At 73.7% G+C, this 12,613-nt stretch carries 11 protein-coding genes and 1 pseudogene; 10 read left to right on the top strand and 2 right to left on the bottom strand.

The genetic code is table 11. The features are described 5' to 3' along the window. Nucleotides 1-11: 11 nt before the first annotated feature. Nucleotides 12-1,361 carry an acyl carrier protein gene (locus AB0873_RS00440; protein WP_366597790.1) on the top strand — a complete coding sequence of 450 codons (1,350 nt, stop codon included), beginning with the start codon at nucleotides 12-14 and terminating at the stop codon, nucleotides 1,359-1,361. Beyond that, nucleotides 1,339-1,971 (top strand): response regulator transcription factor, encoded by a 633-nt coding sequence (locus AB0873_RS00435; RefSeq protein WP_155333340.1) that lies wholly within the window; start codon nucleotides 1,339-1,341, stop codon nucleotides 1,969-1,971. Before AB0873_RS00440 ends, AB0873_RS00435 begins: the two co-directional genes overlap by 23 nt. A 53-nt stretch (nucleotides 1,972-2,024) precedes the next feature. On the opposite strand, the gene AB0873_RS00430 is transcribed toward AB0873_RS00435, so the two are convergent. Next, nucleotides 2,025-3,089: a beta-ketoacyl synthase N-terminal-like domain-containing protein gene (locus tag AB0873_RS00430; RefSeq protein ID WP_366597788.1), complete on the bottom strand. Its 1,065-nt coding sequence runs from the start codon at nucleotides 3,087-3,089 to the stop codon at nucleotides 2,025-2,027. After that, nucleotides 3,086-4,414 (bottom strand): beta-ketoacyl-[acyl-carrier-protein] synthase family protein, encoded by a 1,329-nt coding sequence (locus tag AB0873_RS00425; protein ID WP_366597787.1) that lies wholly within the window; start codon nucleotides 4,412-4,414, stop codon nucleotides 3,086-3,088. The genes AB0873_RS00430 and AB0873_RS00425 overlap by 4 nt, the downstream gene beginning before the upstream one ends. A gap of 243 nt (nucleotides 4,415-4,657) precedes the next feature. Between AB0873_RS00425 and AB0873_RS00420 the strand changes: the two genes are divergently transcribed. The 8 genes and pseudogenes from AB0873_RS00420 to AB0873_RS00385 all read left to right on the top strand — a co-directional run bounded on the left by AB0873_RS00420 (nucleotide 4,658) and on the right by AB0873_RS00385 (nucleotide 12,526). Next, on the top strand, nucleotides 4,658-4,993 hold the full coding sequence (locus AB0873_RS00420; protein ID WP_366597785.1) for a TcmI family type II polyketide cyclase: 336 nt from the start codon (nucleotides 4,658-4,660) through the stop codon (nucleotides 4,991-4,993). Continuing rightward, nucleotides 4,986-5,441, top strand: coding sequence for a cupin domain-containing protein (locus AB0873_RS00415; RefSeq protein ID WP_155333337.1), 456 nt, complete (start codon nucleotides 4,986-4,988; stop codon nucleotides 5,439-5,441). The genes AB0873_RS00420 and AB0873_RS00415 overlap by 8 nt, the downstream gene beginning before the upstream one ends. Further along, nucleotides 5,438-6,715, top strand: coding sequence for a beta-ketoacyl-[acyl-carrier-protein] synthase family protein (locus AB0873_RS00410; protein ID WP_366597784.1), 1,278 nt, complete (start codon nucleotides 5,438-5,440; stop codon nucleotides 6,713-6,715). Before AB0873_RS00415 ends, AB0873_RS00410 begins: the two co-directional genes overlap by 4 nt. Further along, a complete protein-coding gene (locus tag AB0873_RS00405; protein WP_366597783.1) occupies nucleotides 6,712-7,932 on the top strand; it encodes a ketosynthase chain-length factor in 1,221 nt (406 codons plus the stop codon). The genes AB0873_RS00410 and AB0873_RS00405 overlap by 4 nt, the downstream gene beginning before the upstream one ends. A 61-nt stretch (nucleotides 7,933-7,993) precedes the next feature. Further along, nucleotides 7,994-8,467, top strand: a pseudogene (locus AB0873_RS00400) (SRPBCC family protein); the annotation flags it as partial. A 24-nt stretch (nucleotides 8,468-8,491) separates the two neighbouring features. Next, complete coding sequence (locus AB0873_RS00395; protein ID WP_366597781.1) at nucleotides 8,492-10,114, top strand: FAD-dependent monooxygenase; 1,623 nt, start codon at nucleotides 8,492-8,494, stop codon at nucleotides 10,112-10,114. Beyond that, on the top strand, nucleotides 10,111-10,806 hold the full coding sequence (locus AB0873_RS00390; RefSeq protein WP_366597780.1) for a hypothetical protein: 696 nt from the start codon (nucleotides 10,111-10,113) through the stop codon (nucleotides 10,804-10,806). The genes AB0873_RS00395 and AB0873_RS00390 overlap by 4 nt, the downstream gene beginning before the upstream one ends. 208 nt (nucleotides 10,807-11,014) lie before the next feature. Continuing rightward, nucleotides 11,015-12,526, top strand: a complete 1,512-nt coding sequence (locus AB0873_RS00385; RefSeq protein WP_366597779.1) for a hypothetical protein — start codon at nucleotides 11,015-11,017, stop codon at nucleotides 12,524-12,526. Nucleotides 12,527-12,613: the final 87 nt, after the last annotated feature.

The raw sequence follows: 12,613 nt of genomic DNA, 5'->3' as shown, positions 1-12,613 counted from the left end.
GGAGTGACCGAATGAATTCCACACCCCAGTTCGAGCACGAGTCCTTCGCCCGGCGGCACCGGGGTGGCATGCTGCTGGAACGGCACGGCATCGACCTCTACCCGCACCCGTTCCTCGGGTTCACGCTCGCACCGGGCCTTCGGTCGGACATGCTGAACACCGACGACGCGGGGTTCCGGCTCTCCGCCTCCCCGTACGGCACGGTGGACTCGGCGAGCTGGCTGGCCGCCGGCGGCGGCGGGATCCTGCTCGGCAACTCGGTGGCCCTCGCGCTCGCCGCGTCGTCGGACGCCACCACCGTGGCGTCGTACCTGGCCGGGCTGACCGGGGTGCGGCAGCTCAACCTGGGCCTCTGCGCGGCGGTGTCGCTCCAGGAACTGGTGGCCGCCGTGCCGTTCCTGGAGAAGGCGTCCACCGTGGTCATCATCGGCGGCGGGCCGGACTTCGTGAACCTGGTCGGCTCGCTGACCCCGGACAACCTCTACGGCACGGTGTCGTACGAGCGCACCTTCGACGACCTGACGCAGGTGCCGCTGTTCGACCTGGCGGTGCTCGCCGCCGGCAAGACGGTGCCCGACCTGGACGCGGTGCGCCGTCCCCGCACCACCACGCCCGCCTGGGACCTCGCCCAGGTGCGTGAACGGATGGCCGTGGCGGCGGCACGCCGGCTGCGGGACCTGCGGGTCCTCGCCAAGGCGGTGCCCGCCGGCACCCGCGTGCTGCTCTGCCTCCAGCCGCTGGCCTCCACCCGTACCCGCGACATCACTCCCGAGGAGCGGGCGCGCTACGACTTCGACGCGCCCGTCTTCGGCATCCTGCACAGCGCGATCGAGGAGAACTGGAAGGCGTACGCGGACGTGCTCGCCGCCGGCTGCGCCGAGCTCGGGGTGTCCTTCCTGGACCTGGCGGCGGACCGGTTCGTCGGCGACTCGTTCGCCGACACCGTGCACCTCACCGACGCCGGTAACCGGCAGGCGGCGGAGCTGATCCAGACGGCGCTGGGCGGCGGGGGCGCAACGGCCGTCGTACCGTCGCCGCGGGTCGCGGCCGAGCCGGCGCCCGTGGTCACCGCCGCGCCGGTGGCGGACACCGCACCGGCCGGGGCGGACGACGACCGGACGGCGCAACTCGCGGCTGTCGTGACCGAGATCCTCGAACTGGAACCCGGGCAGCTCACCCCCGACGGCGACTTCATCAACGACTACGGCGCCGACTCCATGCTCGTCATCGACATCCTGGCCCGGATCGAGGTGGACCTGGGGGTACGCATCCCCGACGCCGACATCCCCAAGATGACGAGCCTGGCGGCGGTGGTGGCCCTGGTCGAGGAGAACGCCAATGAGACGGAAGCGGTCGCCTGAACCTGGGCAGCCGGCGGGCGGCGCCGTACGGACCGGCCCGCCCGCGCCGTCCCGGGGACCCGGCCGGGTCGTCCTCGCCGGGGACTGGCCCGCCCCGCGGGCCGCGGCGCTGCGCGCGCTGCTCACCGTCGTCGACGACCCCTGCTCCCCGGTCGACTGGCTGCTCGTCGCCGTCGGCGCCGGCCCACCGCCGCCCAACGCGCTGCCCCGGCCGGCGCAGCCGCGCCGCCCGCGGGTGGCCGTCGTCGACCCCGGCGGCCGGTGGCCGGAGGGCGCGGACAGCGACGTCTACCTCGCCGGTGACGTCGAACCGGGAGAGCTGGTGGCCGCGCTGCGGCTGGCCGGCACCGAGTTCACCATCCGCCGGGTGGCGACGCCGGCGCGGCGGGGACTCCCGGCCGGGCTGACCGGCCGCGAGGTGGAGCTGCTGCGGGCGCTCTGCGCCGGTCTGGGCAACGACCAGATCGCCCGGCAGCTGCACATCTCGCGCAGCACGGTGGAGTTCCACCTCACCCGCATCTTCCGCAAGCTGGAGGTGTCCAGCCGGGCCGAGGCCATCGTCCGGGCCCTCCGGTACGACCCAAGCCTGGCCGCCGCCGGCCGCCACTGACGCCGCCTGCGGCGCTGCGGGCACGATCGTGGAGGGTGCCGTCACCGGCAGGGTCAGCCGACCGGGGTCGGCACCCGGGCACCGGGGGCCAGGACGGCGCAGGCCACCTGGCCGTCGGGGTCGATGGAGGTGACGAGGGTGACGCCGGCCGGGGGCTCCGCGCCGGCCTCGACGATCGCCGCGGCCACGCCGAACGCCGCGGACGCGCCGTAGGTGTCGCCGACGCGGGTCGCCGGGTCCAGCACGGGTACGCCGGGCACGACGTCGGTGAGGACCGCCGTCTCGTCGTCGGCGTACCGGCCGGGGGCGGCGGCGCCCCGGACGACCGTGGCGACGTCCCCGGCGGTGACGCCGGCCTGCCGCAGCGCCCGGGTCACCGCGCGGTGCAGCGCCGCCCGCCCCCCGTCCGGCTCGGGGAAGAAGCCGGCGGTCAGGGCCAGCGGGGCGGCCAGGACCCGCCGGCCGGCCCGCTCGGCGGACTCCGCCGTCTCCACCAGGAACACGCAACAGCCCTCGCCGGTCAGGGCGGGCGCCCGGTCGGCGGCTGTCTCCAGCCGCAGCCGGCGCGGGCTGAGCGCCTCGAACGCGCCGGCCAGCACGACGTCCGCGCGGCCGGCCGCGACCAGCCGGCGGGCACAGCCCAGGGCGGTGAGCCCGGTCGCCCGGCCGGAGGTCACGGTGACGTTCGGGCCACGCAGGTCGAAACGGATGGCGGCCTGGCTGCTGGTGTAGTTCATGATGCCCGGCGGCATCAGATTGTGGTCGATGAAGTGCGGCTTGGCGCCGGCCAGCGAGCCACCGGACACCGCCAGGTACGAGTCGAGGCTGGCCAGCGCGCTGCCGAGGACCACGCCGCGCCGGGCGGCGGGCACGTCACCCAGGTCGTACGCGGCGAGCAGCGCCCCGACCGTGCCGACCGCCAGAGCGGACGAGCGTTCCTTGAGCCGGACCCGGCGGTTCGGGGTGAAGTCGTCGCCGGCCAGCTCGGGCAGCCGGGCGACCGGCGGGTCCTCGCCGGGGGCGGCGGTGGGACGGCCGGCACGCCACCCGGCCGTGAACGGCCCGGTTCCGAGCCCGTACGGCGAGACGACGGCCAGGCCGGAGATAACCACGTTCATGCGTCGGCTCCACGTGCCTCGGGGCGCGGACCGGCCTCGCCGGGGCCGCGCAGGACCAGGGTGGCGTTGTTGCCGCCGAAGCCCAGCGAGTTCACCAGCGCCGTGCGGACGGCGGACGGCCGGGCCACGTTGGGTACGCAGTCGACCTGGCAGTCCGGGTCGGGCTCGCGGAAGTTCACCGTGGGCGGCAGGAACTGGTGCTGCATCGCGAGCAGCGCGGCGATGGCGGTGTGGGCGCCGACGGCGCCCATGGTGTGGCCGATCATCGACTTGACCCCGACCACCGGGGGCGGGGGCCGCACGCCGAAGACGTCCCGGATGGCACCCACCTCCATCGGGTCGCTGGCCCGGGTACCGGTGGCGTGGGCGAAGATCACGTCCAGCTCGGCGGCGTCGACCCCGGCGTCGGCCAGGGCGCCCGCCATGCACTCGGCGACACGTTCCCGTACCGGGGCGGTGGGGTGGTCGGCGTCGCAGTTGAGGTGCAGGCCGAGCACCTCGGCGAGGATCGGGGCGCCCCGCCGCCGGGCGTGGTCGAGGCTCTCCAGGACCAGCATGGCGGCGCCCTCGCCCCACATCGTGCCGTCGCGCTCCCGGTCGAAGGGCCGGCACCGCTCGTGGGCCATCGCTCCCATCCGGACGAAGCCGGCGAACGCCATCCGGTTGACCGAGTCGGCGCCGCCGCAGATCGCGTACTCGGCGTCGCCGGAGCGGATCGCGTCCACGCCGTAGCTGATCGCGTAGTTGCCGGCCGCGCACGCGGTGGGGATGGTCAGGGTCTCGACGTCGCGCAGGTCGAGCTCGGCCGCGGCGGCGGTGGCGAGGCGCCCGGGCTGGAGCAGCCGCGCGAGGTCCCCGGGCGGCACGGCGTCCGGTTCGCGCAGCTCGACCTCGGCGAGCGCGTCGAGGTCGAGCGACTGCCCGCACGTGGTGCCGACGGCGATCAGGCCGGCCTCGTCGCGGACGGCGGCGGGGTCGAGGGCCGCGTCGCGCACGGCCATCCGGGACGCCGCGGCGGCGAGGGCCGCCACCTGGCCGCTGGCCTTCGGGTCGAGGCGTTCCAGCACCGACGCCGGGTCGAAGTCGGTGACCTCGCAGGCGTGGTCGTGCGGGAAACCGGTGGCGTCCCATTTGCTGATCGGTTTCGCGCCGCACCGTCCCTCCCGCAGGCCGGCGAGGAATTCCGCCCGTCCGGATCCGATGCTGGAAATGACACCGAAACCGGTGATGACGACCCGGCCGGCCGGGTCATGGCTCCAATTCTTTCCGTTCGCGTGGAGAACTCGGGGACTCGTCAACGCGGCCTCCGGAATGGGTGGGGACACCGGCCCCATTGTCGGCGGCGGGGACTCCGGCAACCACTGTGTGAATCCCTAGTGGCGGGCGACCGCACCGGCTCTCACCAGGCAGGTCATGCGGTACGCGGATCACCTCGTCGAGCGGCTGTCGAGGCCGGCGCGGTCCGGTGTACGCGGACGGCGCCGGCGTCGGCGGCCCCGTCGAGGCGTCGAGCAGCGTTCGACCGTCCCTGTCGGGGGATGCCGCATCATCGGCGCAACGAGTGAGAGGTGATTGGTGTGCATCGAACGCTGATCGTTGCCCGGATGGCCCCTGAGAAAGCGGACGACGTGGCCAAGATATTCGCCAGCTCGGACTCCACCGATCTGCCGCGGATGATCGGCGTCACGCGCCGTACGCTCTTCCGTTTCCACGACCTGTACTTCCACCTGGTGGAGGCCGACGAGGACATCTCGCCCCGGCTGTACCAGGCGCGGAGCCACCCCCTCTACGGGCAGATCAACGAGCAGCTGTCCCACCACATCCGGCCGTACGACCCGAACTGGCGCGAGCCGAAGGACGCCATGGCCGATCCGTTCTACGTCTGGGAGGCCCCCGGTGAGTGAACTCGCGCAGACCCCCACCCGCCCGCTGCGGGTCTCCGCCAACGACGTTCCGGCGAACCGGCGGCGGGGCGGGGACATCCGGGTGGTGCTCAGCCCGAAGACGGTCGGGTCCACCTCCGGCTTCATGGGGACCCTGACCCTCGCCCCGGGCGAGTACGTGACCGAGCACTACCACCCGTACTCGGAGGAGTTCCTGCTGGTCGTGAGTGGCCGGCTGACCGCCCGGGTGGAGGACGCCGGCGAGGTCGACCTCGTCCCCGGCGAGGGCCTGCTGGTGCCGATCGGCAAGCGCCACCGGGTGTGGAACGCCGGCGCCGAGGAGGTGCGGGCGGTGTTCCACCTCAGCCCGCTCGCCCCCCGGCCCGAGCTGGGGCACGTCGACACCGAGGAGCTGCCCGCCGCCTCCGGTGGCGCCCCGGTCCCGGACGTGGGGGGCCCGCGCCGATGACCGGACACCGTCGGGTGGTCGTGACGGGCATCGGTGTGGTGGCGCCCGGGGGCATCGGGACCAAGGCGTACTGGGACCTGCTCACCGCCGGGCGCACCGCCACCCGTCCCATCACCCTCTTCGACGCCTCGCACTTCCGGTCCCGGATCGCGGCCGAGTGCGACTTCGACCCGGCCGCGAACGGGCTGAGCCCCCAGGAGATCCGCCGGATGGACCGGGCGGCGCAGTTCGCCGTGGTCTCCGCCCGCGAGGCGTGGGCGGACAGCGGGCTGGAGGACGCCGACGTGCCGCCGGAGCGGACCGGGGTGAGCATCGGCAGCGCGGTCGGCTGCACCACCGGACTGGAGGAGGAGTACCTGGTCCTCAGCGACGGCGGCCGGCGCTGGCTGGTCGACCCCGCGTACACGGTGCCGCAGCTGTACGGGTACATGGTGCCGAGCACCATGGCCACCGAGGTGGCCTGGACGGTCGGCGCCGAGGGCCCGGTGTCGCTGATCTCCACCGGCTGCACGGCCGGGTTGGACGCGGTCGGCAACGGGGCGAGCCTCATCTGGTCCGGGCGGGCCGACGTCGTCGTCGCGGGCGCGACCGACGCGCCGCTGTCGCCGATCACCGCCGCCTGCTTCGACGCGATCAAGGCGACCTCGCCGGACAACGACGACGCGGCCCACGCGTCCCGCCCGTTCGACGCGAAACGGCGCGGCTTCGTCCTCGGCGAGGGGTCCGCCGTGCTGATCCTCGAGGAGCGCGAGGCCGCGCGCCGCCGGGGCGCCCACGTCTACGCCGAGATCGCCGGGTACGCCAGCCGGAGCAACGCGTACCACATGACCGGGCTGAAGCCCGACGGCCGGGAGATGGCCGAGGCGATCCGGCAGGCCCTGGCGGCGGCCCGGCTCGACCCGTCGGACATCGACTACATCAACGCGCACGGCTCCGGCACCCGGCAGAACGACCGGCACGAGACCGCCGCGTTCAAGCGGGCGCTGGGCGACCGCGCGTACCAGGTGCCGGTCAGCTCGATCAAGTCGATGGTCGGGCACTCGCTCGGCGCGATCGGCTCGATCGAGGTCGCGGCGTGCGCGCTGGCGCTGGAGGAGCAGGTGGTGCCGCCGACGGCCAACCTGCACAACCCGGACCCGGAGTGCGACCTGGACTACGTGCCGATCACCGCGCGGGAGCACCGGATGCGGGGCGTGCTCAGCGTCGGCAGCGGCTTCGGCGGCTTCCAGACGGCGATGGTCATCACGAAGGACCGCGGGGAGGATCCGCGATGAACCGGACGGCCGTGGTGACCGGGATCGGCGTCACCGCCCCGAACGGGCTGGGCACCGAGGCGTACTGGGCGGCGACGCTCGCCGGCCGCAGCGGCATCGGCCGGATCAGCCGCTTCGACCCGACCGGCTACCCGGTGCGGCTGGCCGGCGAGGTCCACGACTTCGACGCCGCCGCGCACGTCCCGAGCCGGCTCATCCCGCAGACCGACAACTGGACCCACCTGGGCCTCACCGCCGCCGCGTGGGCTCTCGACGACGCCGGCGCCGACCCGGCGGGGTTCCCCGAGTACGAGATGGCCGTCGTCACCGCCAGCTCGTCCGGCGGTACGGAGTTCGGGCAGCGGGAGATCGAGCGGCTCTGGACGAAGGGACCGTCGTGGGTCGGGGCGTACCAGTCGATCGCCTGGTTCTACGCGGCCACCACCGGGCAGATCTCCATCCGGCACGGGATGCGCGGTCCGTGCGGTGTGGTGTGCAGCGAGCAGGCCGGGGCGCTGGACGCCGCCGGGCAGGCCCGGGCGCTCGTCCAGCAGGGGACCCGGCTGGTCGTCACCGGCGGCACCGACGCGTCGCTGTGCCCGTACGGGCTGACGGCACAGCTCAGCAAGGGCACCCTCAGCGGCGGCGACGATCCGGAGCGGGCGTACCGGCCGTTCGACGCCGACGCCGGTGGCTACGTGCCGGGTGAGGGCGGGGCCATGCTGATCGTCGAGGACGCCGCCGACGCGCGGGCCCGCCACGCGCCGAAGGTGTACGGCGTGATCGCCGGGCAGGGGTCCACCTTCGACCCGCGGCCCGGCTCCGGCCGGGAACCCGGCCTGCGGCGGGCGATCGAGCTGGCGTTGGCCGACGCGGGCGTCGCACCCTCCGACGTGGACGTGGTGTTCGCCGACGCGGCCGGGGTGCCGGACGCCGACCGGGCGGAGGCGGCGGCGATCAGCGCCGTGTTCGGTCCGGCCGGGGTGCCGGTGACCGCGCCGAAGACGATGACCGGCCGGCTCTACGCCGGCGGCGCCGCGCTGGACCTGGCGTGCGCCCTGCTCGCCCTCCGGGACCAGGTGATCCCCCCGACCGTCGGGGTGGCGCGGCTGGCCCCGGGGTGTGACCTGGACCTGGTGCGGGATGTGCCCCGGGAGGCGCGCCTGCGCACGGCGCTGGTCGTCGCCCGCGGGTACGGCGGCTTCAACGCCGCCGCGGTCGTCACCGCGGCGGGCTGACCGGAGCGGCCGGCCGGGCGGTGACCCGGGCCGGCGTCGAGTGAGGAGAGACAGCAGCATGGCAGGACACACGGACAACGCGATCGTGATCGACGCGCCGATGGACGTGGTGTGGGACATGACCAACGACGTGGCGTCGTGGCCGCAGCTGTTCAGCGAGTACGCCGCCGCGGAGATCCTCGAACGGGACGGCGACAGCGTCACCTTCCGGCTCACCATGCACCCCGACGAGGACGGCACGGTGTGGAGCTGGGTGTCGAAGCGCACCGTCGACCGGGAGCGCCGCGAGGTCCGGGCCCACCGGATCGAGACCGGCCCGTTCGAGTACATGAACATCCACTGGACGTACGCCGAGGTCGACGGCGGGGTGCGGATGCGCTGGGTGCAGGACTTCCACATGAAGCCGCAGGCGCCCGTCGACGACGACGCGATGACCGCGCACCTGAATCGCAACACGGTGATCCAGATGAACCGGATCAAGGGGCTGGTCGAGGCCGCGGCGGCCGCGCGCGGCCCGGTGGCCCGGGCGAGCTGAGCCGACGAGCCCAGGAGGAGCAGGATGTACGACGAAGAGGTCCCGGTACTGATCGTGGGCGCCGGCCCGGTGGGCCTGTCCACGGCGGTCTTCCTCGGCCGGCACGGCGTGCCCACCCTGGTGGTGGAGAAGCGGCCCAACACGTCCCGGCTGCCCCGCGCCCCGGGTCTGCAGGCGCGCACCATGGAGCTGTTCCGTGCCGCCGGCATCGGCCCGGACATCCGGGCTCTGGAGATCGGTGACTCGCACCGTTACTTCGAGGGCGGGATCCTGCGGGTCAGCACGTACTCCGACATCGCGAACGCCCAGGTGCTGGAGGCGCCGTCGCTGGACGGTCCGGAGATCAGCCCGGAGCGGGTGATGGGCTGTGGCCAGGACCGCTACGAGGTGGTGCTGGCGGCCAAGGCGAAGGAGTTCGGCTCGGAGATCCGCTTCGGCGCCCGACTGACCGCCGTCGACCAGGACGGGGACGGCGTGACCGCGACGGTGACCGACGAGGGCGGCGTCGAGCGGACGATCCGGGCCCGCTACCTGGTCGGCGCCGACGGGGCCGGCAGTTCGGTGCGGGGTCTGCTGGGCGTGGGCCGGTCGGGTCGCGGTTCGGTGTTCCACGCGCTGAGCATCTACTTCCGCGCCCCCGAGCTGGAGCGGATCCTCGCCGACCGGCCGTTCATCCTCTGCTACGCCACGGTGGGCGGGACGATGACCGGGCTGTCCCGGCTGCACGGCTGCGACCCGTGGCTGGCCGCGCCGGTCTACCACCCGGACCGGGGCGAGTCGCCGGAGGACTTCACCGACGAGCGGTGCGTGCGGATCGTCCGGGAGGCCGCCGGCCGGCCCGACATGGCGGTCGAGGTGGTGGCCAAGGTGCCGTGGGAGGGCTCGCAGCTGGTCGCGGACCGGTTCCGGGTCGGCCGGGTCTTCCTGGCCGGTGACGCGGCCCACGTGCACCCGCCGGCCGGCGGGTTCGGCGCCAACACCGGCATCCACGACGCGCACAACCTGGCGTGGAAGCTGGCCGCCGAACTGCACGGGTGGGGCACCTCCGCGCTGCTGGACACGTACCACCAGGAGCGGCACGCGGTGGGCTCGGCGATGGCGGAGCAGGCCATGGTCCGTAACCGCATCCGGCACGGGCAGAGCGACGGCCGGCCGGAGAAGGAGATGGTCGACGACATCATCATCACGCTCGGCTACCGGTACCGGTCGGCCGCCGTGCTCGCCGACGACCACCCGCCGGTGCTGACCGCGCCGCTGACCCTGGCGGGTGAGCCGGGCACCCGGGCCCCGCACCTGTGGCTGCGTTCCGGTGACCGGGAGCTGTCCACGATCGACCTGTTCTGGGACTCGTTCGTGCTGGTCAGTGGCGCGGAGGACGACGGCTGGCACGAGGCGGCGGTCCGCCTGGCGGCGCGGACGTCGGTGCCGCTGCGGTCGGTGCGGGTCGGTCCGGGCGGTGACGTCGCCACGACGGGCGCCGACTGGGCGGCCGCGTTCGGCGTCTCCTCGCGCGGGGCCGTGCTGGTGCGGCCGGACGCGTTCGTGGCCTGGCGCAGCGTCGAGGGCTCCGGCGAGCCGGAGAAGGTGCTCACCGACGTGCTCGCCGAGGTGTCCGGCGCCGAGCGGCTGACCCCGGCGGCGACGTGACGGCCGGGCCGGCGACCCGGGCGCGGCCCCAGGACGAACTGGCGGCGCTCGCGGCGCCGCTGGTGGAGCGGGCCACCGCCCACCCGTTCTGGGCCGGGCTGCGCGACGGGACGCTCCCGCCGGAGGCGCTGTGGTGGTTCGCCGAGCAGGACGCCCGGTACGTCGTCCCGGCGTACGCGCGGGCGCTGGCCCGGTGCGCGGCGGGTGCCGACCGGTTGGAGCACGCCGGCCTGCTGGCCGGGGCGGCGCAGGCCACGGTGGGCTCGCTGCCCCGGCTGGACCGGGAGTTGGGCCGGCTGGCGGAGACGCTCGGCCGGCCCGCCGGCCCGGCGTTCGCCGGCCCCGCGCCGGCGGTGCACGCGTACACGTCGGTCATGCTCGCGGCGCCGGTGACGTCGTTCGCGGCGGGCGTCGGCGCGCTGCTGCCGATGAGCTGGTTCCACCTGCTCGTCTCCGACGACCTGCGGCAACGGGCCGACCGGTCGTCGCGCTACGGGCCGTGGATCGAGCAGTACCTGGCGTACGACGGGTTCGCCGACTACGTGGCCACCTGGCTGGCGATGGTCGACGAGGTCGTCGAGGCGGGCGGTGACGCCAACCGGACCCGGCTCGTCGAGTGGTTCTTGACTGGTGCTCGCTGTGAGTGGGAGTTCGCGGACGCAGCGTGGCGGCGGCAGGGCTGGGCGGTGTAGCGGCCGGTTGGGGAATCCCAACCGTCGAGCCCAGATCGAGACGGGAAATCCACCATGGACGGGCTACCGCCCGTCCGCACCGGCCCTCGTCCCCGCAGCTCAGGGGCGGTGGGCCGGGCACAGCGCTTGGAGTCCCGTCATGACAGATACCCCTGGCCGTTTCCGAACACGTCTCCGCGGCGTACGTCGAATCGGAGGTCGGATACTCATGGTCGCCCTGAGCGCGAGCCTGGCGGCGGCGGTCACCCCCGCCTCGCCCGCCAACGCCACCACCTGGCAGGCCCGGACATACCACGTCGACTGCGTGGCGGGCGACGACTCGGCCGACGGCACGAAGCCGAGCACCGCCTGGCGCTCGCTGGCACGGGTCAACCAGGCCACGCTCGGCCCCGGCGACAAGGTCCTCCTCCGCCGCGGCACCACCTGCGAGGGGGTGCTGGAGCCCAAGGGGTCGGGCACGCCCTCGACGCCGATCACCATCGCGGCGTACGGCACCGGCGCCCGGCCGAAGATCGTCGCGCCGGGCACCCGGGCGGCGGTCCTCCTGCGCAACGTGCAGGGCTACGAGATCCGGGACCTGGAGGTGACCAACCCGGGCCCGGCCGACGGGACCGCCCGGGTCGGCATCTACGTGCTGCTGGAGGACTTCGGCACCGGCAAGCACTACGTGGTGGAGAACGTCCACGTCCACGACGTGCCGGGCTGTGACTGCCTGAACCCGGACCTGGAGAACAGCGGCGGCATCCTCTTCGAGGCCGCCGGCGACACGACGCCCACCGGCTTCGACCGGATCCGGGTGACCGACAGCATCGTGAGCGGCGTCGACAACGTCGGCATCGGGACGCTCTCCAGCTGGTCCAAGCGCGACCTGTTCCCCGGTGGGCGCAACCACTTCGTGCCGATGACGAACGTGAAGTTCCTCCGTAACACCCTGTCCGACCTCGGCGGCGACGGCATCCTGGTGATGAACGGCATCGACTCGCGGACCGCGCGCAACAAGGTCGACGGCTTCGGCCTGCGGGCCGCCCAGTCGCACGCGGCGATCCTCGCCTACAACTCCGACCGCCCGGTGATGGAGTACAACGAGATCACCGGCGGCGCCGCATTCCCGCCGTCGTTCTCGCTCACCGTCGACGCCGGCAGCCAGGACCCGCTCTACCAGTACAACTACAGCCACGACAACAACGGGCCGTTCATCCTGTTCTGCGCGTCCGAGGGGTCGTTCGGCGACGGTGCGGTCATCCGCTACAACGTCAGCGACAACGACAAGGACGTCAACCTCGACGGTTTCATCATCCCGGTCGTCGCGGCGGGCTGCGACAACGGGATCACCAACTCGAAGTTCTACAACAACACGATCTACGCGCCGAACGCCGAGAACCTCGCCGGCGCCTTCCCGCACACCTCGATCGCCTTCACCAACAACATCTTCTCCGGCAAGGCGACCGGTGCCCGGATCGACGACCCGGTGGGCGTCTACGACCACAACCTGTACCACAACGTCACCACCATGGCGGCCAACACCACCAACGCCGTGAACGGCGACCCGCTGTTCCGTAACCCGACCGTCGACCGCCCGGCCGGCCTCCGGCTACGGTGCGGCTCGCCGGCCGTCGACGCCGGCGTGGCCGTGCCGGACAACGGTGGCCGGGACTTCTGGGGCAACGAGGTCACCGGCACCACGCCGAACATCGGCGCGTACGAGGGGCCCTGCCTCTGACCGACCCCTTCGTGGACAGCCTTACCGCGCTCCCCGCGGTAGGGCTGTCCCCGCATGGGCGGTGGCGCGCGGTGACCGTGACACCAA

Origin of the sequence: Micromonospora sp. NPDC047707 (assembly GCF_040704235.1) — a bacterium.
GTDB lineage: Bacteria > Actinomycetota > Actinomycetes > Mycobacteriales > Micromonosporaceae > Micromonospora.
This window is presented reverse-complemented; position numbering and strand designations above follow the sequence as displayed.

What these genes read in the sequence shown, in the direction of transcription:
- AB0873_RS00440 (WP_366597790.1), top strand. Translation starts at nt 12, where the DNA reads ATGAATTCCACACCCCAGTTCGAGCACGAGTCCTTCGCCCGGCGGCAC.
- AB0873_RS00385 (WP_366597779.1), top strand. Translation starts at nt 11,015, where the DNA reads ATGGTCGCCCTGAGCGCGAGCCTGGCGGCGGCGGTCACCCCCGCCTCG.
- AB0873_RS00410 (WP_366597784.1), top strand. Translation starts at nt 5,438, where the DNA reads ATGACCGGACACCGTCGGGTGGTCGTGACGGGCATCGGTGTGGTGGCG.
- AB0873_RS00395 (WP_366597781.1), top strand. Translation starts at nt 8,492, where the DNA reads ATGTACGACGAAGAGGTCCCGGTACTGATCGTGGGCGCCGGCCCGGTG.
- AB0873_RS00435 (WP_155333340.1), top strand. Translation starts at nt 1,339, where the DNA reads ATGAGACGGAAGCGGTCGCCTGAACCTGGGCAGCCGGCGGGCGGCGCC.
- AB0873_RS00430 (WP_366597788.1), bottom strand. Translation starts at nt 3,089, where the DNA reads ATGAACGTGGTTATCTCCGGCCTGGCCGTCGTCTCGCCGTACGGGCTC.
- AB0873_RS00405 (WP_366597783.1), top strand. Translation starts at nt 6,712, where the DNA reads ATGAACCGGACGGCCGTGGTGACCGGGATCGGCGTCACCGCCCCGAAC.